Origin of the sequence: Microbacterium sp. NPDC007973 (genome assembly GCF_042958465.1) — a bacterium.
In the GTDB taxonomy this organism is placed as follows: Bacteria; Actinomycetota; Actinomycetes; order Actinomycetales; family Microbacteriaceae; genus Microbacterium; species Microbacterium galbum.
Genome location: NZ_JBIBJJ010000001.1, coordinates 395,518 through 412,377 on the forward strand (window position 1 = coordinate 395,518; position 16,860 = coordinate 412,377).

Sequence of the window (16,860 nt, forward strand, 5' to 3'; positions counted from 1 at the left end):
GGCGTCACTCCCCTCTGATCGCCGTCGACCCCCTGGACGCCGCGGTGCTGACGTGACAGCGTCGGCGATTCACCAACGGATGGAGACCCCATGACGATCGACGACGGACACCCGGACAGCGCGAACACGGGCGACGCGCCCGACGAGCAGTCGAACGGCGCGGGCAGCGAGTCGCCCGAGGAGGGTGCGGCCGCGCAGCGCGACGCCGACGAGGCCGCGACCACGGACGACTCCCCCACCGGCGACATCGGCTGAGACCGCCTGGGCGGCCGGCGCGGCTCCCGACGGGAGCGCGCCGGCCGCTGCGTCCGCGCGTCAGAAGGCGTAGCGCACCCGGCAGTACGGAAGCTTCCGGGCGATGAGATCGGTGAGAGCCGCAACACTCTGCGCCTTGAGGGGATGCCGGTAGCGGACGTTGACCGCGCCGTTCTGCGAGCGCTTCTCCTCTTGCGCGGCGGGTGTCCACAGCAGCTCCTCCCCCTTGGGGTGCCAGCCGAGGTTCACCTCGTGCAGGCCCTCGTTGTGCGTGAGAAAGATGACCTCGCACGCCAGCTGGGCCTTGGCCCGCGCATGCAGTGCCGCGTCGAGCTGATCGAACAGCTCTTCCCAGTCGGCGAGCCACGTCGGGGTGAGGATGACCGGCGAGAAGTTGACGTGCACCTCGTACCCGGCATCGACGAAGTCGTTGATCGCAGCGATGCGCTCCGCCATCGGCGAGGTGCGTAGATCGGTGACGCGCGCCGTGCCCGCCGGCATGAGCGAGAAGCGGATGCGTGTGCGGCCCGCGGGATCCCACTCGAGCAGATCGCGGTTGACGAACTTCGTCGCGAACGACGCCTTCGCGGTCGGCGTCATGCGGAACAGATCGCACACGTCGCGGACGTTCTCGCTGAGGAGCGCGTCGACGGAGCAGTCGCCGTTCTCGCCGATGTCGTACACCCAGGCGTCGGGGTCGCTTTGGTTCGGCTCGGTCTTGGGCCCCCGGGCCGCGACGTGGCGCGCGAGGTGACGTGTGATCTGGTCGATGTTCGCGAACACCGTGATGGGGTTGCTGTAGCCCTTGCGGCGCGGAACGTAGCAGTAGGAGCACGCCATCGCGCAGCCGTTCGACAGCGACGGCGCGATGAAGTCCGCCGAGCGGCCGTTCACGCGCGTGGTGACGCTCTTCTTCACGCCCAGAACGAGCGCTTCGGTCTTGATGCGCACCCAGCGGGCGACGTTGGTCTCATCGCCGTGAACCTCGGGGATCTGCCAGTGCGAGGCGACCGGAACGATGTCGGCGTCGGGCCAGCGCGCGACGATCTCCCGTCCGCGCTCGAGTTCGAGCGCGGCGTCCTCCGCGTAGATGCGCGTGACGCGCAGAAGATTCTCCCGTTCGACGGCCATCGTTCCGTTCTACTCCGGGGTTCCGACATCGGCGTGCGCCGGCATCGGCTGACACCGCGGGCACCACCACGTGCGGCGCTGCTCCGGGTCGTTCGCCACCTCGTCGCGCACGCGGACGCGCGTTCCGCAGCGCAGGCACGGACGCCCCGCGCGGCCGACCACCCAGTGCGAGGCGCCCCGACGACGATCCCCCGTGGTGACCTGGTACATCCCCGGGACCGTCGCCGACACGCGCAGGCATCGAGCCGCGAGCGTCACGAGGGCGTCCAGATCGATCGCACCGATCGGCGCGAAGGGGTGGATGCCGCGCAGGAAGGCGAGCTCGTTCACCCAGAGGTTGCCGAGCCCCGCCACCCGACGCTGGTCGAGGAGCGCTGCCACGAACGGGCGATCGGGGCGTTCGGCCAGCCGACGCACGGCCTCCGCGGCATCCCAGTCCGCGCGGAGCGGATCGGGACCGAGGTACCCCACGACGTCGCGTTCGCGCGCTGTCGGCACGACCTCGACGACCGGCAGATCCAGTCCCCACACCTCGCGCCCGTCGTCGAGTCGCAGGCGCACGCGGGCCTTCTCCCGGACCGCGGTCGGAAGGGATCTGCCGGCTCGCGTGATGGTCCACGATCCCTGCATGCGCAGGTGCGTGTGCAGCGTGTCACCCTCATCGAAGCGCGTGAGCAGGTGTTTTCCGTGGGTGTCGTAGCCGACGATCGTGCGGCCGGCGAGGGAGAGACCGGCGGCGTTGCCGGAACGCACCTCCCCATCGGCCACGCGGGCGCCGGTCGTCGCGGCATCCAACCGCTGACGGAGGCGATAGACGCTGTCGCCCTCCGGCACGGCTAGCGCGCCGCGGGGAGGAGCTGGTCGCCGCGGGGGGCGAGATCGGGACGCAGGCGCGTGCCGAACTCGTGGCGCAGGGCGCTCAGCGCGGCCTGCCACCCGGCCAGACCGTGCACGCCGGGCCCCGGACTCGCCGACGAAGAGCACAGGTACACGCCCTTCATCGGGGTGCGCCAGGGGTCGGGGCTGTACACCGGCCGGCCGAGCAGCTGCGTCAGGGTGGGGGCACCGGCGGAGATGTCACCGCCCGGGAAGTTGGGGTTCCACGTGGCGATGTCGACCGCGGTGCGTGAGCTCGAGGCGAGGATCGTGTCGCGGAAACCCGGCGCGAAACGCTCGATCTGCCGCACGATGGCCTCTTCGCGGTCGGCCGGACTCCCGGACGGCACGTGCGTGTACGCCCACAGCACGTGCTTGCCCGCGGGCGCGCGCGTGGAGTCGAACAACGTCGGCTGAGCGGCGAGGACATAGGGGGCGTCGGGGAGCTCGTCGCGCGCGACCGCGTTCTCGGCCGCGGCGATCTCGGCCCGGGTACCGCCGATGTGGACGGTCCCCGAGCGCGCGACGTCGGGATCGGCCCACGGCACCGGCTCGGACAGCGCGAAGTCGACCTTCGCCACGCCCCCGCCGTACCGGAACCGCTGCAGCGCTCGGCGGTATGCCGCCGGCATCCGGTCTCCGGCGAGGCGGATCAACGCTCGCGGGGTGGTGTCGAGCAGGACCGCACGCGAGGAGGGGAGCTCGTCGAGCGAGGTCACCTCGACCCCCGCGTGCAGGACGCCGCCGTGCGCACGGATGTCGGCGATCATCGCGTCCGCGATCGCCTGGCTGCCGCCGACCGGGATCGGCCACCCGCGACCGTGCCCGTAGGTGGCCAGCACGAGACCCGCTCCCCCGGCCGCGAGGCTCGGCTGGTGAAGGATCGTGTGCGCGGACACGCCCGTGATCATGCTCGGCACGGCCTCCTCGCGGAAGCGCGCGTTCCACCACGGACCGCCCTGCTCGAGGGCCCGGATGCCGAAGAAGAACGCCGCGAGAGGGTCGCCGGGGATGCGCAGCAGCGCATTCCCCGTGAAGTCGGCGACGCCGCGCAGATGATCGACGAGCGGGCGCATCAGCCGCTCGTAGGCGGGCCCGTCGACGCCGAGACCGTCGGCGGCGCGCGCGAGATCGCGGAACGCCAGCGCGGCGCGCCCCCCGTCGAGCGGGTGCGCGTACGACACCTCGGGCACGATCAGGGGCACGCGACGGTCGAGACCGAACTCGCGGAAGAACCACGACTCGAGGGCGAGGGGGTGCACCGCCGACCCCACGTCGTGGTGGAAGCCCGGGAGCGTCAGCTCCGCGGTGGACGCGGCTCCGCCGAAGGTCGGCGCCTTCTCGTAGACGCCGACCGAGAGCCCGGCGCGTGCGAGGGTGACGGCGGCGGCCAGGCCGTTCGGACCGGAACCGACGATGACGGCGTCGTAGGTCTCGCTCATCGTCGGATCGGCTCCCTCTCGGCGCTCGACTCGTGGCCGATCGCGTCGGCACCGCCCTCGGTGCCGGGTGCGCCGCCCTCCGCGAGGTAGGCGAGACGGTGCAGCGTCTCGGCGTTGCGCCAGCGGGTGATGGCATCGAAGACGGTGTCGGGCAACAGCCGGGTCGGCCCCGTGACGGGCTCCTCCTGGATGCGCACGACGCATCCCTCGCCCCGTCGTTTGACGTCGATGGCGACGCGCGCGACGCCGATCGGGCCGCCGTGCGGTTCCAGGACCGCGCGATGCGGCGGATCCCACACGCGCATGATCGTGGTGTCGTTCACGAGCAGGGGCCACGACCCGAACGAGTGGTGCAGCGTCGCCCCCACCTGGGGCCAGGACTCCCCCACATCGCGCATCCGCGAGGTGCCGACCACCCACAACGGATAGAGCCAGCCGTTCTCGAGGACGCGGAAGACGTCTTCCGGGGTGCAGTGCAGCAGACGGGCGTTGCGGGCCATGCGTCGCTCCTCCTCGTCGTCTCGGATGCGGACGGATGCCGAGGACTTCCCCGACAGCCCTCACGCTACGGTCCGCCTCCGACATCCGTCGCGGTGGTTGCGCCTCAGCGCCTCGGCCGATATCGGCGCCGCGGTCGGCTCACGCGGCCGCGGGCAGGACGAACCACGCGCGCGTCCCACCCGCCGGGGAGGCGTCGAGACCGATCGTCCCGCCGTGCGCCTCGACGATACGTCGACATGTCGCGAGACCGATGCCGATGCCCTGCACGTCGGCGCCGTGCCCGCGCTGCATGGGCTCGAAGACACGCTCGCGCAACTCCGTCGGCACCGCATCGCCGTTGTCGTCGACGCTGATCCGCCAGCCGTCGGGCAGGGTCTCGACGCTCACGCGGACGTCGGGCACCTTCTCGGCCGCGACGGTGAACTTGACGGCGTTGGCGATGAGGTTCTGCAGGAGGACGCGCAGCAGGGTGTCGTCGCCCCGGACGAACGTCGAGGCGTCCACCGTGACCTCCGCGCCCGTGCGCACCAGCGCGCCGTCGAGGTCTTCGAGCACCGCGTCGACGGTCTCGGCCACGTCGACCTGCGTCATGTGGGGGCGGGCGCCGCCCATCCGGGCGAAGTCGAGCAGGTCGGTGACCATCGACGTCATCCGACCGGCCGCGGCTTCGGCGCGGGCGAGGGACTGCGCCGCGCGCGGGGCGTCGGCCATCTCGGGGCTGTCCGCGGCGAGCTCGAGGAAACCCGTCAACGCCGTGAGCGGGTTGCGCAGGTCATGGCTGACCTGGGTCGCGAAGCTCTCGAGCTGCTGGTTCGACTCGAGGAGGTCGCGCTGGACGCGGCGCAGCTCCAGCACGTCGATCACCTGATGGGCGAGCAGGTCGAGAGCGTGGGCGCTGGCATCCGAGAGCTCTCCCACCTCGTCGTCGAAGACGCAGAGCGTGCCGATCGCCACGCCCGACGGCGTGATGAGCGGGCTCGAGGCGTAGAAGCGCACGTTCGCGACCTCGCCGGTGACGAAGGCATTGTGGGCGAAGCGGTCATCGAGCCGGGCGTCGGCGACGACGACGCGACCCGGCCGGGAGATGACGGCCGCGCACATCGAGTCCTCGCGCTCGCACGACGCGGCCTGGATGCCGACGGCGGCGACCTGATGCTGCATCCGGTCGTCGATGATGTTGATGACGGCGGTGGGTACTCCGCACACGGTCGCGGCGAGTTCGACGAGCCCCTGGAGATCGGGTTCGGACGGTTCGCCCACGAGACGGTACTGAGCGATCGCGTCTCGCCTGGTCACATCGTGCGCAGTCGACACGGCATCCCCCTGATGTTCTCGCCGAAGAGCCTAGCGGTTGTCGATTACACCGGGACGGCCGGGAGAGGAAGGGGCTCGCGCGCAATGGACGTGTGGCGCAGAGTCGCGGCATGAGCACCCCGACCTTCCCCCAGACCCCGTCCGAGCCCACCGCGCCGACCCCCGCGGAGCCGACCACGCCGGCGCCCTCCGAGCCGACCGTTCCCCTCCCGCCCGAGACGCAGCCCGCCCCGGCCGGCGGGGTCGGCGACGATGCGAAGGGGTCCGACGCAGCCGGCGCCTTCGCCGAGGACGACGACGAGGCGATCGGCTCGGCCGAGACGGTCGCCGACAACGCGGTCGAGGAGGCCGTGGTCGACGCGGTCGACCCGGGCGGACGGCCCGACTGAATCCGAACACACGCGAAGGGGGCGATGCCGGATCGGCACCGCCCCCTTCCGCCGTTCAGGGGAGGATCACGGGTTGCCGCGCGTCCACAGCAGGAGGATCGCGACGGCCTGCAACACGAGGCAGCCGACGAGGATGGCGGTGCGCCGGCGCGGGGTCGACGACCATCGCTCGTCGCCCATGAGCGGCGCCATGGGCATGAGCAGACGGAACGTGCTCTGCTGGGGCAGGAACACCGCGAAGATGTACACGCCGTAGCTGAAGCCGTACGCGACGACCATGAGGCCGAGCTTGCGGACGGGCCGCGACCACATCAGCGCGAGGAACGCCACGATGAGGGCGATCACCAGCACGATGCCGACGACACCCAGGTGCGTACCCGCCTGACGGAACCATGGAGTGAAGGGCGTGAACTCGTCGTTGCCGACGTAGTCGAGCCACCACCCGAGCTCGGTGCGGATGTAGGCGTTGTGCGTACCCGTGACGAACTGGGCGATGTGGTTCCAGGAGAGCCCCGCCACCGCGATGACCAGCCCGGATGCCATGAGCGACGCCCATTCGCGGACCGGGAACGGGTCGACCCGACGGCGGAAGAAGCGCACGAGGAACACGATGCCCAGGGCCAGGCCCAGGGCGAGCACGCCCGGCCGCGTGTATGCGGTGATGAGGCCGATGGGCAGGATCCACAGATAGCGCCGCTTGATCGCCAGCAGCATGCCGGCGAACATCAGCAGCATGAACAGGCCCTCGCTGTAGCCGATCACGAAGAGGAACGACATCGGCGCGAAGGAGAAGAACACCACGGCCCACCACGCCGGTTGCGGCTTGGCGACGGTGCGCAGCAGGACGAACAGCAGCCATGTGGCGCCGAGACTGGCCCCGAGGCTCAGCAGGATGGCGACCGGCTGCCAGCCGAGACCGGTCGTGCCCGAGATGACGCGCACCACCGTCGGGAACACCGGCAGGAACGCCCAGTTGTTGGGGAGGATGTCACCCGAGACGTTCATCGGCAGCGACATCGGGTAGCCCTGGGCGGCGATCTGGCCGTAGCGATCGGCATCCCACCCGGTGAGGTAGTCGAAGAACGTGCCGAGACGCTCGCTGTCGGGGCCGAAGCCCCAGCGCGCCGCCTTGGCGATCGAGTAGAAGCCCCACAAAAGTCCGAAGTTCACCGTGCGTGCGATCGCCCACAGGATCAGGATGCGAGTGAAGGCCCCGCGCTCGATGGGGACGATGCCCTCAGGCCGGCGCAGGACGTCACTGCCGTACTGCCGCAGCGCGCGACCGACGCGGGATTCGCGCAGACGATCGAGACGTCGCGACGGACGCCCGATGACCCTCGACGGTTGCGTCGGGGTGACAAGCTCGCTCGGCGGTGCGCTCACTCGGAACCTTTCACAGGGGAAGACGAGGGCGAGTGACGACGGTGTCTGGCCCGGGGAAGTGCAATTGGGCGTGATCGTACCGGATCAAACTGACCGTTCCATCCGGTTGACTTCTGCGGAAACCCCAGGTCAGTGGGTGTCGCCCACGAGCTTCAGGCCGATCACGCAGCCGACCAGGCCGAGCACCAGGAGCACCTTCACCACCGAGATCGCCTCGGTGCCGGTCACCATGGCGACCACGACCGTCAGCGCGGCCCCGATCCCGACCCAGACCGCGTAGGCCGTGCCGGTGGGGATCTCGCGCATCGCCACGGCGAGCCCACCCATGGATGCCACGAGGGCCACGCCGAAGATCACGCTCGGCCAGAGCTTGGTGAAGCCCTCCGACCGACCGAGGGCGGTGGCCCAGACGGCTTCGAGGACACCGGAGAGGATGAGGATGATCCACGACATGACGATGCAGCTCCTTGGCCAGTCTTGTCGCTGTCCGGGTACTGATCCCTCGTCCGGGGACGCGGTGGGCGTCCGGTGCCCAGGCTAGCGTCCGCGCCTGGGCAGGACCCGTGCAGCGCGACTCGAGTGAACGCCGCCCCGCGGGGGAACGCTCCGGCCGGGCGTTTCCCCCACGCCGGAGCGTTCACACGGGGTCGCCCGGGCCTCGCCCGCAGACGGGCTCCCGGCATCCGGCGTCCGGCATCAGATCAGGAAGAGGGATGCCGCACCGGGATTGTGGGCGTGGACGAGCACGCCGAAGACCACGGCGTCGAAGAGCAGGTGCACCGTCACGACGTACCAGAGGGAGCGGGTCTTGAGGAAGAGGAAGCCCTGCACGATCGCGAACGGGATCGTGAGCAGCGGTCCCCAGGCCTGGTAGCCGAGTTCCCACAGGAACGAGACGAACACGATCGCCTGCAGCAGGTTCGCCGTCAGGTCGGGGAAGTGGCGGCGCAGCAGCACGAAGACCGTGCAGATGAAGAAGAGCTCGTCCCAGATGCCGACGGCGCCGACGCCGACGAACAGCCGCGCGATGAGGTCGGGCGTGGTCACCTCGGGCCAGTTCGTGTAGACGCCGGAGGTGATGAAGTAGAACGGCAGGATCAGGTAGCCGAGCACGATGACGCCGGCCAGCCACGCCCACTGCCACCAGGTCCAGCGTCCGCCGCCGCGCCAGGGGAACGCGATCGCGCGATCCCGGTAGACGAAGCGCGAGATCACGTACGGCACGACGACCGCCCCGCCGAGAGCGAGCGTGAACCGCACGAAGGCCGCGTTGTCGAGCTCGGCGTGCAGCGGGATCAGGCTGACGATGAACTGGCCGATCGCGACGAGCGAGACGTCGCGGGCGATGCTCGGCTCATCGGAGCGGGCGAGGGCGACGCCGCCCAGGCGATCCACGAGAACGGCGGATGCCACGGCGAGAGCGAGCAGGACCCACCCGAGCCACACGACCTGCACGACGAACAGCACCGGGGCGGCGAGGCACACCAACAGCGCCGGGACGAGCTTCGGCGTCCACGTGGAACGCTCGCGGACCGGCACCGCGGTGTGCGCGGTCACGGCGAGACCCGCGTGTAGGTGAGGTCGCGGATGTCGCGGCCGACCCGCAGCCCCTTGCGCTCGAACGCGGTGAGGACGCGACCTTCGAAGCGCTCGGCCCACTCCCCCGAGAACGCCCGCTCGAAGCCGGGAGCCTCGTCGAGCACGTCGCGCATCTGGTCGGCGTAGTCCTGCCAGTCGGTCGCGAGGCGCAGGGTGCCGCCGGGGCGGAGCGCCTGGGCGGCGATGCGCGCGAAGTCGGGGGCGACCAGCCGGCGCTTCGTGTGCTTGTTCTTGTGCCAGGGGTCGGGGAAGAACACCCAGAGCTCGGAGGCGCTTGCCGCGGGCAACAGATGCTCGAGCGCCTCCGGCGCGTTGGCCTCGACCAGGCGCAGGTTCTTCACGCCCTCGCGGTCGGCGTCGAGCATCGTGCGGGCGAGTCCCGCGGTGAAGACCTCGACGGCCAGGAAGTCCGCCTCGGGATGGGCGGCTGCGGCCGAGACGATCTGGTGCCCCTGCCCCGAGCCGATCTCGACGACGAGCCGCGCGGTGCGGCCGTAGACCTCCTCCAGGTCGACGGTGGCCCCGGCCTTCACGCTCGTCGCGGCGGCGGCCCGCTCGACGGGCAGCAGGTAGAACGGCGAGAGCTCGGCCCACGCGCGGTCCTGCGCCTCCGACATGCGGCCGCTGCGGCGCACGAACGACACCGGCTTGTCGCGGAACACGGGGGCGGAGTCCATGGCATCCAGGGTATTCGGCTGCCCCTCGGGGGTGTGGCGCACGGGCACCTTGCGGCCGCTCACGGGACGGTCACGAAATCGATGAGTTCCTCGACCCGGCCGAGCAGGGCCGGTTCGAGGTCGCGGAACGTGGTGACCTTCGACAGGATGTGCTGCCAGGCGCGGGCGGTGTCGGCCTGCTCCTCCGCGGGCCAGCCGAGGGCGCGGCACACGCCCACCTTCCACTCGATCCCGCGCGGCACCTCGGGCCACGCGGCGATGCCGAGGGCGCGCGGGGTGACGCACTGCCACACGTCGACGAAGGGGTGACCGACGATGCGCACGTGGGCGCCGTGGCGGCCGCGCGCGATCTTCTCGGCGATGCGCGACTCCTTGGAGTTCGGGACGAGGTGGTCCACGAGCACGCCGTAGCGTCGCTCGGCGGTGGGGGGCTCGGCATCCAGCTTCTCTTCGAGCAGATCGACGCCCTCGAGGAACTCGACCACGACGCCCTCGGCGCGCAGGTCTGCGCCCCAGACCTTCTCGACGAGCTCGGCGTCGTGCTTGCCCTCGACGAAGATGCGGCTCGCGCGGGCGGTGCGGGCGCGCTGGTCGTGTGCCGCGAACGAACCGGATGCGGTGCGCGTGCGCCCCCTGGGCGCCGCGGCGGGCGCGGTGAGCACCACGGGCTTGCCGTCGACGAGGAATCCCCCGCCGAGCGGGAAGAGGCGGCGCTTGCCGAAGCGGTCCTCGAGCTCGACGTTCATGCCCTCGACCCGCGTCACCGCGCCGACGTAGCCGTCGCCCGCGACTTCCACGACGAGATCCGCGGATGCCGCGACCTCGGCGGGCTTGATGCGTCCGGCGTCGCGCCATCCGCGGGCGAGCACGTCCGTTCCGTACCGGTCGTCCATGGTGCGTACCTCCGAGCGTTCGAGCCTAGGCGTCGCGCCTGTCCGCCGGCAGCGGACGCGCCGCGCCTATCCCGCTGTCGGCGGTCGTTTATAGGGTGGATCCGTTGCGCACCGAAGGGGGATGCATGCGGGTGCCGAAAGTGGTCCGGGCGGTCGCCGTCGCCTTCCTGACGCTCGTCGCGATCCTGGGGGTGCCGCTCGCCGCGGTCGCCGTCCCCCCTCCCTCCCTCGGCTCGAGCTACGTCGTCGACCGCATCGACGCGCTCACCGATGCGCAGGAGTCCGAGGTGCAGTCGCGGCTGGTGGCGCTGTCGGAGCAGACGGGCCTCGATCTGTGGGTCGTCTACGTCGACGCCTTCACCGATCCCGCCGACGCGCAGGACTGGGCGAACGACACGGCCAATCAGAACAAGCTCGGACCGCACCAGTACGTGCTCGCGATCGCCATCGATGGCGACACCTTCTCCTTCTACCTCTCCGGCGATGTCGATGACGGCGAGCTCTCAGCCGCCCAGCTGACGTCGATCGAGCAGGACCGCATCCAGCCGGCACTGGAGGCCGGAGACGACGCGGGCGCGGCGATCGCCGCCGCCGACGGCATCCGCACCGCGCACGCGCAAGCCGGGGGCAACATGCCCGTTCCCCCTCCGACTCCCGCCACCGACAGCGGGCCCGCCCTCGGGCCGATCATCCTCGTCGCGGTGCTCCTGCTGGCCATCGCCGGCGTGCTGCTGTGGCTCTTCCTCCGCAAGCGTCGGTCGGCCGCCACCGCGACGCCGCCCGCGGAGAGCGTCGACGACCTCGCCCGGCGCGCAGGCTCCGCGCTCGTCGCGACCGACGACGCCGTGAAGACCAGCGAGCAGGAGCTCGGTTTCGCCCGCGCCCAGTTCGGCGACGAGGCCGCGGCCCCGTTCGCCGACACCCTCGCTCAGGCCAAAGCCGACCTCGACCGGGCCTTCGCCCTGCAGCAGCAGCTCGACGACGACACCCCGGAGACCCCCGATCAGCGACGAGCCGGCTACGCCGAGATCCTGCGCCTGTGCCAGAGCGCCGACGAGGCCCTGGATGCCAGAGCCGCGGCCTTCGACGAGCTCCGCGCCCTCGAAGCGGACGCCCCGGCCGCCCTGCAGACCGCCCGCACCCGGCGCGAGGCCGTCGCCTCCGCCCTCGCCGCGGCGGAGCACGAGCTGCAACGCCTGCGCGCCCGCTTCGCCGACGACGCGCTCAGCCCCGTCGCCGACAATCCCGCCCAGGCCCGCTCGCGTCTCGACCTCGCCGCCGCCCAGGAGACGGAGGCCGACGCCGCCCTCTCCGCGGGACGCACCGGCGAAGCGGCCGTCGCCATCCGCGCGGCCCAGGCAGCCGTCGCCCAGGCCGACACGCTCGAGAACGCGATCACCACCCTCGGCACCGCCCTCGATGACGCCGCCCGGCGCGCAGGGGCCCTGGTCGCCGAGATCGAGGGCGACCTCGTCGCCGCCGAGGGCCTGCCCGACCCCGACGGCCGGGTCGCCGCCGCGGCCGCATCGACCCGCTCGCAGCTCGACGCCGCGCGGGCGCTCCTCTCGGCCGAGCGTCCGAGCCCGCTGCGCGCGGTCGACGGACTGCAGCAGGCGAACGCCACCATCGACGGCGTGCTCGACGCCGCGCGCGACGCCGCGGAGCGCCGCCGACGCGCCGAAGGCCAGCTCGACACGGTGCTCGCCCAGGCCCGCGCGCAGGTCAGCGCGACCGAGGACTTCATCGCGGCGCGGCGAGGCGCCGTGGGGCCGACCGCTCGCACCCGCCTCGCCGAGGCCGGTGCCGCGCTGGTGCAGGCCGAGCAGCTGCGGGCGAGTGATCCGGCGGCGGCGCTGACGACGGCCCAGCGTGCGGCGCAGAAGGCCGGCGAAGCCGCCTCGCTCGCCCAGAACGACGTGGGGTCGTTCGGCGGGAGCGGGGGCGGCGGCGACCTCATGGGCGCCATCCTCGGCGGCATCGCCATCAACGCGCTCTCCGGCGGCGGACGACGCCGTGGCGGCTTCGGGGGCGGCGGTCTCGGCACCCTCGGCGGGCTGGGCGGACTGAGCGGCCTGGGCGGCGGCGGATTCTCCGGCGGACGTTCGCGTTCCGGCGGCGGTGGGTTCGGCGGTGGGTTCTCGGGCGGCGGACGATCGCGCAGCGGAGGCGGCCGCGGCTTCTCGAGCGGAGGCGGCCGCGGCCGCACCGGGGGCGGAGGAGGCCGACGCCGCTGATCCCCTCGCGGCGCAGCCGCCGATCACAGAGAATTCGTAGCATCCGACACCAGACTCGACATCGTCGCCCTCAGGAAGGAACACCCCGAATGGCCAAGCAGTCCATCTTCGGTCGCATCTCGACCCTCGTCCGCGCGAACATCAACGCGCTCCTCGATCAGGCCGAGGACCCGCAGAAGATGATCGACCAGCTCGTGCGCGATTACTCGAACTCGATCGCCGACGCCGAGTCCGCCATCGCCGAGACCATCGGCAACCTGCGTCTGCTCGAGCGGGACCACCAGGAAGACGTCCAGGCCGCGGCCGAGTGGGGCAACAAGGCCCTCGCCGCCAGCCGCAAGGGCGACGAGCTGCGCGCGGCCGGCAACGTCGGCGAGGCCGACAAGTTCGACAACCTCGCGAAGATCGCCCTGCAGCGCCAGATCACCGCCGAGGGCGAGGCCAAGGCCGCCGCTCCCACGATCGCGTCGCAGACCGAGGTCGTCGACAAGCTCAAAGACGGCCTGAACGGCATGAAGACCAAGCTCGAGCAGCTCAAGGCCAAGCGCAACGAGCTCACGGCCCGCGCCAAGGTCGCCGAGGCGCAGAACAAGGTGCACGACGCGGTCAAGTCGATCGACGTCCTCGACCCCACCAGCGAGCTCGGGCGCTTCGAAGACAAGATCCGCCGCGAAGAGGCCCTCGCCGCGGGCAAGCAGGAGCTGGCCGCATCGAGCATCGACGCGCAGTTCAACGCGCTCGAAGACGTCGGCGAGCTGACCGAGGTCGAGGCGCGTCTGGCCGCTCTGAAGGTCGGCGGCCCGCAGCGCGCGGCGATCGACGCCCCCAGCCCCGACCAGCTCTGATCGACCCTCGAGCGCGCCGTCCGTCCACCGGGCGGCGCGCTCCCGTCTCCGGCGAGGACACCATGGCCAGATTCATCGTCGCCCCGCAGTGGCAGGGCTCCTCGTCGTCGCGTGCGATGCAACTCGTCGACGGTGCCGAGGCCATCGCCGGCGACCTCCCCCGCGCCTCGACGACGGTGCTCGCCGCACCGACCGAGGCCGGGGACGCACAGGGCACGCGTGTGCACCGCCTCAGTGCTCTCGTCCGCATGCGCGAACGCATCGAAGACGCCGTCCGCGGAGCAGACGGGCCCGCCGTGGTGATCGGCGGCGACTGCGGAGTCGCACTCGGGGCCGTATCGGCCGTCGCGGGCGACGACCTGGCGGTGGTGTGGATCGACGCGCACGCCGACCTGAACACCCCGGAGTCCTCCCCCAGCGGGGCGTTCCACGGCATGGTGCTGCGCGCCATCGCCGGCGAGGGGGAGTCACCCCACCGCCTCGAGCCCGCAATCTCCCCCTCCCGCATCGTCCTCGCCGGAACGCGGGCCCTGGATGCCGAGGAGCAGCGCTACATCTCGGAGCACGGCATACGTGTCCTCGCCCCTGCCGACCTGGCGGATCCCGATGCCCTCGCCGACGCGGTCCTCGCGACCGGCGCCGCGCGGGTCCACGTGCACGTCGACCTCGACGTGCTCGACCCGGCGGAGATGACGGGCGTCGCCCTGCCCGAGCCGTTCGGTGCGCGCGCGGCCGACGTCGTGGCATCCGTCCGCCGTCTGCGCGAACGCCTGCCGCTCGCGGGGGCCACGCTGACCGAGTTCTCGCCGTCGAGTCCCGCGGCGGCCGTCGACGACCTGGGCACCATCCTCCGTCTGATCGGAGCGCTCGCGTGAGCCCGATCCCCCGCCCGCCGGCCGGCTGGCGCGAGCGCGCCGATCGCGCCGTGGCTCGGGGTCGCCGTCTCGACCGGTTCATTCCCGGCATCCTGCTCGACTCCCCGATCAGCCGCGTCGGCTACTGGTACGGGTGCACCGTGGGATGGGTATGGGGCTCGATCTGGAGCACCGGGCGCATCGAGAGGCGCGACGGCCTGTGGGTGTTCCGCGGCCTGCCCGCGTGGGCGTTCCCCCGCGGGGGCGTGTGCGTCGGCGAATGCTTCTTGACCGGCGACGACCGGCCCACCGACGTGGTCCTCGGACACGAGGCCGTGCACCGGCGGCAGTGGCAGCGCTACGGCTTCCTCATGCCCCTGCTCTACGCGCTCGCGGGACGGGATCCGCTGCGCAACCGTTTCGAGATCGAGGCCGGGCTCATCGAGGGCAACTACGTGCCCCGCGGCAGCTGACCCGCCCTCCCTTCACCGCCCGCCCCGCTCACCGCGACCGCTACCGCGGATCGAGTGTCCAAGACACACCGGCCTGGCCCCGGGGATCCGGCGTGTCGTGGACACTCGACCGAGGGCGACGGGATCGCGCGGCGGAAACGTCAGCGCGCGGTGGCGAGGCCGAAACGCTCGGGCGTGTGGATGGCGAGCGGATCGACGCCGTGGCGCGAGATCAGATCGTCGACAATCTCGGCGGTGCCGAGGTATCCGCCGAGCAGGATGACGCGGGTCGCGTCGTCGTCGCAGCAGAGCATCTCGCCCGCCCAGCCCGAGACCGCACGAGCGAGGGCCTGCCCCGGAGCGCAGCCACGACCCGTACCGGGCGCCCCGCCGCGGCGCGAACGGTCGAGCCACGCGATCGTCATGCGGGCGGGTGCGGCGACGCGACCGATCCACGACTCGTCGGGGACCTCGATGAACACGCGCCCGGTCGAGCAGATGGGCAGCGTCGCCAGCAGCGCCTCGAGCTCGGCGAGAGAGGTCTCGTCGGCGGTCACGAGGTGCTGCACACGGGTGTGCCGCGACGCACGGCAGGCGGCGTCGTTGTGCTCGGAAGAGGTGGGCATGATGAGGTCGAGTATACCCCCGACGAAGGGTTGCCTAACCTGGGTTCCGGCTGGTGATCCACACGTGGATCACTCCACGAGCACCTCGCGCAGACGGTCGATCTCGGCATCCGTCATGCCGTGCGCACGCAGATACCCGGCGGCGGAACCGTAGGTGCCGTCGAGATGCGCCAGCAGCGCGCGCATGGCCCGCGCCGGTGAGCGGGTCGCGAGATCCTCGGCGTGCACGTTCTCGGGGTGCAGCGCTCGGATCGCCGAGAGCACCCGCGCGTTGCGACCGGCGGGGAGCAGGCCTTCGGTGCGCGCGTAGTCCGCCACGACGGCCTCGGCGTCGACGCCCGCCGCGGCGAGCGCGATCCCGACCGTCACGCCCGTGCGGTCTTTGCCGATCGTGCAGTGCACGAGCACGGGCTGATCGACCAGGATGCCGCGGACGGCGGCGACGACGCGGTCGGCGGAGGCGTCGGCGATCTCGATGTAGAGCTGCTCGAGACTGAGGTCGCGCGCGAAGAACGAAGCGACGGATCCCAGGAAGAGGGGCTCGTGCTGCACCTCGACGGGCAGATCGTCGAGCCTGCTGGGGTCGACGGCGAGCTCGCTCTCGTCGCGGAGATCGATGACGCGACGCAGGCCGATCGCGCGCAGGGTGTCGATGCCGTCGTCGTCGACCGCGACCAGGTTGCCCGAGCGGAACAGGACGCCCTCCCTGGTGCGGCCCGCGCCCGCCGGGAGCCCGCCGACGTCGCGGAAGTTGACCGCCCCCGAGACCAGCGAGCTCACGCGGTGCCGTCCACGTGCACGTGCGGAGCGCGCGGCGCGGTCGTCGCGGGAGGAGCGGCATCGTCCGCGACGACAGCGCCCGCGGGCGTGCGGGGCGGCACCGGATAACGGCCCGCGATCGCGACGCGGTTGAAGGCGTTGATGGCCACGAGCACCCAGCTGAGGGCGACGTACTCGGCCTCGCTCAGGATGCCGCCCGCCTGGTCGTACACCTCGTCGGGGATGCCGTCCTCGTGGATGAACGTGAAGGACTCCGTCAGCTCCAGCGCCGCCCGCTCGCGGTCGTCGAACACGCCCGACTCGCGCCACGTCGCGATCTGGGCGATGACGTCGGCGTCGAGCCCCGCCTTCACGGCGCCGTCGACGTGGACGCGCACGCAATACGCGCAGCCGTTCAGCTGGGAGGCGTGGATCTGGACGATCTCGCGCAGCCGCGCATCGATGCCCGCGTCGGCGGCGAGCCGGCCCACCGTCGTCGAGAACGCGCGCAGCGCCGCGTACGCCTCCGGAGCCGACTTCGACAGGTGCACACGCCGTTCCTCGCCCATGGCGACAGCCTAGGACGACCGTGGTCGACCGGCGCGGGAACGGTCGGCGACACCTCGGCAT

Annotated in this window: 19 protein-coding genes and 1 riboswitch; of the genes, 6 read left to right on the forward strand and 13 right to left on the reverse strand. The window is 71.8% G+C overall.

What is annotated here, in order from left to right:
• The first annotated feature begins 90 nt into the window (after positions 1 to 90).
• Complete coding sequence (locus tag ACFZA2_RS02105) at positions 91 to 255, forward strand: hypothetical protein (RefSeq protein ID WP_391399973.1); 165 nt, start codon at positions 91 to 93, stop codon at positions 253 to 255.
• Positions 256 to 315: 60 nt separating this feature from the next.
• On the opposite strand, the gene ACFZA2_RS02110 is transcribed toward ACFZA2_RS02105, so the two are convergent.
• The 5 genes from ACFZA2_RS02110 to ACFZA2_RS02130 all read right to left on the reverse strand — a co-directional run bounded on the left by ACFZA2_RS02110 (position 316) and on the right by ACFZA2_RS02130 (position 5,519).
• On the reverse strand, positions 316 to 1,386 hold the full coding sequence (locus ACFZA2_RS02110) for a spore photoproduct lyase family protein (RefSeq protein ID WP_391399976.1): 1,071 nt from the start codon (positions 1,384 to 1,386) through the stop codon (positions 316 to 318).
• A 9-nt stretch (positions 1,387 to 1,395) separates the two neighbouring features.
• Entirely contained in the window at positions 1,396 to 2,220 is an 825-nt protein-coding gene (locus ACFZA2_RS02115; RefSeq protein WP_391399979.1) for a DNA-formamidopyrimidine glycosylase family protein, read from the reverse strand.
• Positions 2,221 to 2,222: 2 nt separating this feature from the next.
• Positions 2,223 to 3,704: a phytoene desaturase family protein gene (locus ACFZA2_RS02120; RefSeq protein WP_391399982.1), complete on the reverse strand. Its 1,482-nt coding sequence runs from the start codon at positions 3,702 to 3,704 to the stop codon at positions 2,223 to 2,225.
• Positions 3,701 to 4,204 carry an SRPBCC family protein gene (locus ACFZA2_RS02125; protein ID WP_391399985.1) on the reverse strand — a complete coding sequence of 168 codons (504 nt, stop codon included), beginning with the start codon at positions 4,202 to 4,204 and terminating at the stop codon, positions 3,701 to 3,703. Before ACFZA2_RS02125 ends, ACFZA2_RS02120 begins: the two co-directional genes overlap by 4 nt.
• A gap of 139 nt (positions 4,205 to 4,343) precedes the next feature.
• Complete coding sequence (locus ACFZA2_RS02130) at positions 4,344 to 5,519, reverse strand: ATP-binding protein (RefSeq protein ID WP_391399988.1); 1,176 nt, start codon at positions 5,517 to 5,519, stop codon at positions 4,344 to 4,346.
• 110 nt (positions 5,520 to 5,629) lie between these two features.
• Here ACFZA2_RS02130 and ACFZA2_RS02135 point away from each other — a divergent pair, with 110 nt between their 5' ends.
• Positions 5,630 to 5,908 (forward strand): hypothetical protein, encoded by a 279-nt coding sequence (locus tag ACFZA2_RS02135; RefSeq protein WP_391399990.1) that lies wholly within the window; start codon positions 5,630 to 5,632, stop codon positions 5,906 to 5,908.
• Between the two features lie 66 nt (positions 5,909 to 5,974).
• Here ACFZA2_RS02135 and ACFZA2_RS02140 read toward each other — a convergent pair whose 3' ends face one another.
• The 5 genes from ACFZA2_RS02140 to ACFZA2_RS02160 all read right to left on the reverse strand — a co-directional run bounded on the left by ACFZA2_RS02140 (position 5,975) and on the right by ACFZA2_RS02160 (position 10,460).
• The gene (locus ACFZA2_RS02140) at positions 5,975 to 7,291 is read right to left on the reverse strand and encodes a hypothetical protein (protein ID WP_391399993.1); all 1,317 of its coding nucleotides are present in this window, start codon (positions 7,289 to 7,291) and stop codon (positions 5,975 to 5,977) included.
• Positions 7,292 to 7,420: 129 nt separating this feature from the next.
• Entirely contained in the window at positions 7,421 to 7,744 is a 324-nt protein-coding gene (locus ACFZA2_RS02145) for a multidrug efflux SMR transporter (protein ID WP_315993216.1), read from the reverse strand.
• A gap of 13 nt (positions 7,745 to 7,757) precedes the next feature.
• Positions 7,758 to 7,821, reverse strand: a riboswitch (guanidine-III (ykkC-III) riboswitch).
• A 166-nt stretch (positions 7,822 to 7,987) separates the two neighbouring features.
• Positions 7,988 to 8,848, reverse strand: coding sequence for a CPBP family intramembrane glutamic endopeptidase (locus ACFZA2_RS02150; protein WP_391399997.1), 861 nt, complete (start codon positions 8,846 to 8,848; stop codon positions 7,988 to 7,990).
• Positions 8,845 to 9,567, reverse strand: coding sequence for a tRNA (guanosine(46)-N7)-methyltransferase TrmB (gene trmB, locus ACFZA2_RS02155; protein ID WP_391401488.1), 723 nt, complete (start codon positions 9,565 to 9,567; stop codon positions 8,845 to 8,847). The genes ACFZA2_RS02150 and trmB overlap by 4 nt, the downstream gene beginning before the upstream one ends.
• Before the next feature lie 59 nt (positions 9,568 to 9,626).
• A complete protein-coding gene (locus ACFZA2_RS02160; protein ID WP_391400000.1) occupies positions 9,627 to 10,460 on the reverse strand; it encodes a DUF3097 domain-containing protein in 834 nt (277 codons plus the stop codon).
• 125 nt (positions 10,461 to 10,585) lie between these two features.
• Between ACFZA2_RS02160 and ACFZA2_RS02165 the strand changes: the two genes are divergently transcribed.
• The 4 genes from ACFZA2_RS02165 (at position 10,586) to ACFZA2_RS02180 (ending at position 14,866) form a co-directional block, all read left to right on the forward strand.
• The gene (locus ACFZA2_RS02165) at positions 10,586 to 12,694 is read left to right on the forward strand and encodes a TPM domain-containing protein (RefSeq protein WP_391400003.1); all 2,109 of its coding nucleotides are present in this window, start codon (positions 10,586 to 10,588) and stop codon (positions 12,692 to 12,694) included.
• Between the two features lie 89 nt (positions 12,695 to 12,783).
• Positions 12,784 to 13,539 carry a PspA/IM30 family protein gene (locus ACFZA2_RS02170; RefSeq protein ID WP_315993221.1) on the forward strand — a complete coding sequence of 252 codons (756 nt, stop codon included), beginning with the start codon at positions 12,784 to 12,786 and terminating at the stop codon, positions 13,537 to 13,539.
• 62 nt (positions 13,540 to 13,601) lie between these two features.
• On the forward strand, positions 13,602 to 14,414 hold the full coding sequence (locus ACFZA2_RS02175; protein ID WP_391400007.1) for an arginase family protein: 813 nt from the start codon (positions 13,602 to 13,604) through the stop codon (positions 14,412 to 14,414).
• Positions 14,411 to 14,866, forward strand: a complete 456-nt coding sequence (locus ACFZA2_RS02180; RefSeq protein WP_391400010.1) for a Fe-S oxidoreductase — start codon at positions 14,411 to 14,413, stop codon at positions 14,864 to 14,866. The genes ACFZA2_RS02175 and ACFZA2_RS02180 overlap by 4 nt, the downstream gene beginning before the upstream one ends.
• A 140-nt stretch (positions 14,867 to 15,006) precedes the next feature.
• On the opposite strand, the gene ACFZA2_RS02185 is transcribed toward ACFZA2_RS02180, so the two are convergent.
• The 3 genes from ACFZA2_RS02185 to ACFZA2_RS02195 form a co-directional block, all read right to left on the reverse strand.
• Positions 15,007 to 15,471 (reverse strand): SIP domain-containing protein, encoded by a 465-nt coding sequence (locus ACFZA2_RS02185; protein WP_315993224.1) that lies wholly within the window; start codon positions 15,469 to 15,471, stop codon positions 15,007 to 15,009.
• 69 nt (positions 15,472 to 15,540) lie between these two features.
• Positions 15,541 to 16,251, reverse strand: a complete 711-nt coding sequence (locus tag ACFZA2_RS02190) for a tyrosine-protein phosphatase (RefSeq protein ID WP_391400014.1) — start codon at positions 16,249 to 16,251, stop codon at positions 15,541 to 15,543.
• Positions 16,248 to 16,799: a carboxymuconolactone decarboxylase family protein gene (locus tag ACFZA2_RS02195; RefSeq protein ID WP_315993226.1), complete on the reverse strand. Its 552-nt coding sequence runs from the start codon at positions 16,797 to 16,799 to the stop codon at positions 16,248 to 16,250. The genes ACFZA2_RS02190 and ACFZA2_RS02195 overlap by 4 nt, the downstream gene beginning before the upstream one ends.
• Positions 16,800 to 16,860 lie beyond the last annotated feature (61 nt).

Bases quoted from the DNA above. Each gene is read 5' to 3' on its own strand.
- ACFZA2_RS02105 (WP_391399973.1), top strand. From the start codon at position 91: ATGACGATCGACGACGGACACCCGGACAGCGCGAACACGGGCGACGCG.
- ACFZA2_RS02110 (WP_391399976.1), bottom strand. From the start codon at position 1,386: ATGGCCGTCGAACGGGAGAATCTTCTGCGCGTCACGCGCATCTACGCG.
- ACFZA2_RS02120 (WP_391399982.1), bottom strand. From the start codon at position 3,704: ATGAGCGAGACCTACGACGCCGTCATCGTCGGTTCCGGTCCGAACGGC.
- ACFZA2_RS02125 (WP_391399985.1), bottom strand. From the start codon at position 4,204: ATGGCCCGCAACGCCCGTCTGCTGCACTGCACCCCGGAAGACGTCTTC.
- ACFZA2_RS02135 (WP_391399990.1), top strand. From the start codon at position 5,630: ATGAGCACCCCGACCTTCCCCCAGACCCCGTCCGAGCCCACCGCGCCG.
- ACFZA2_RS02145 (WP_315993216.1), bottom strand. From the start codon at position 7,744: ATGTCGTGGATCATCCTCATCCTCTCCGGTGTCCTCGAAGCCGTCTGG.
- trmB (WP_391401488.1), bottom strand. From the start codon at position 9,567: ATGGACTCCGCCCCCGTGTTCCGCGACAAGCCGGTGTCGTTCGTGCGC.
- ACFZA2_RS02160 (WP_391400000.1), bottom strand. From the start codon at position 10,460: ATGGACGACCGGTACGGAACGGACGTGCTCGCCCGCGGATGGCGCGAC.
- ACFZA2_RS02165 (WP_391400003.1), top strand. From the start codon at position 10,586: ATGCGGGTGCCGAAAGTGGTCCGGGCGGTCGCCGTCGCCTTCCTGACG.
- ACFZA2_RS02170 (WP_315993221.1), top strand. From the start codon at position 12,784: ATGGCCAAGCAGTCCATCTTCGGTCGCATCTCGACCCTCGTCCGCGCG.
- ACFZA2_RS02175 (WP_391400007.1), top strand. From the start codon at position 13,602: ATGGCCAGATTCATCGTCGCCCCGCAGTGGCAGGGCTCCTCGTCGTCG.
- ACFZA2_RS02185 (WP_315993224.1), bottom strand. From the start codon at position 15,471: ATGCCCACCTCTTCCGAGCACAACGACGCCGCCTGCCGTGCGTCGCGG.
- ACFZA2_RS02195 (WP_315993226.1), bottom strand. From the start codon at position 16,799: ATGGGCGAGGAACGGCGTGTGCACCTGTCGAAGTCGGCTCCGGAGGCG.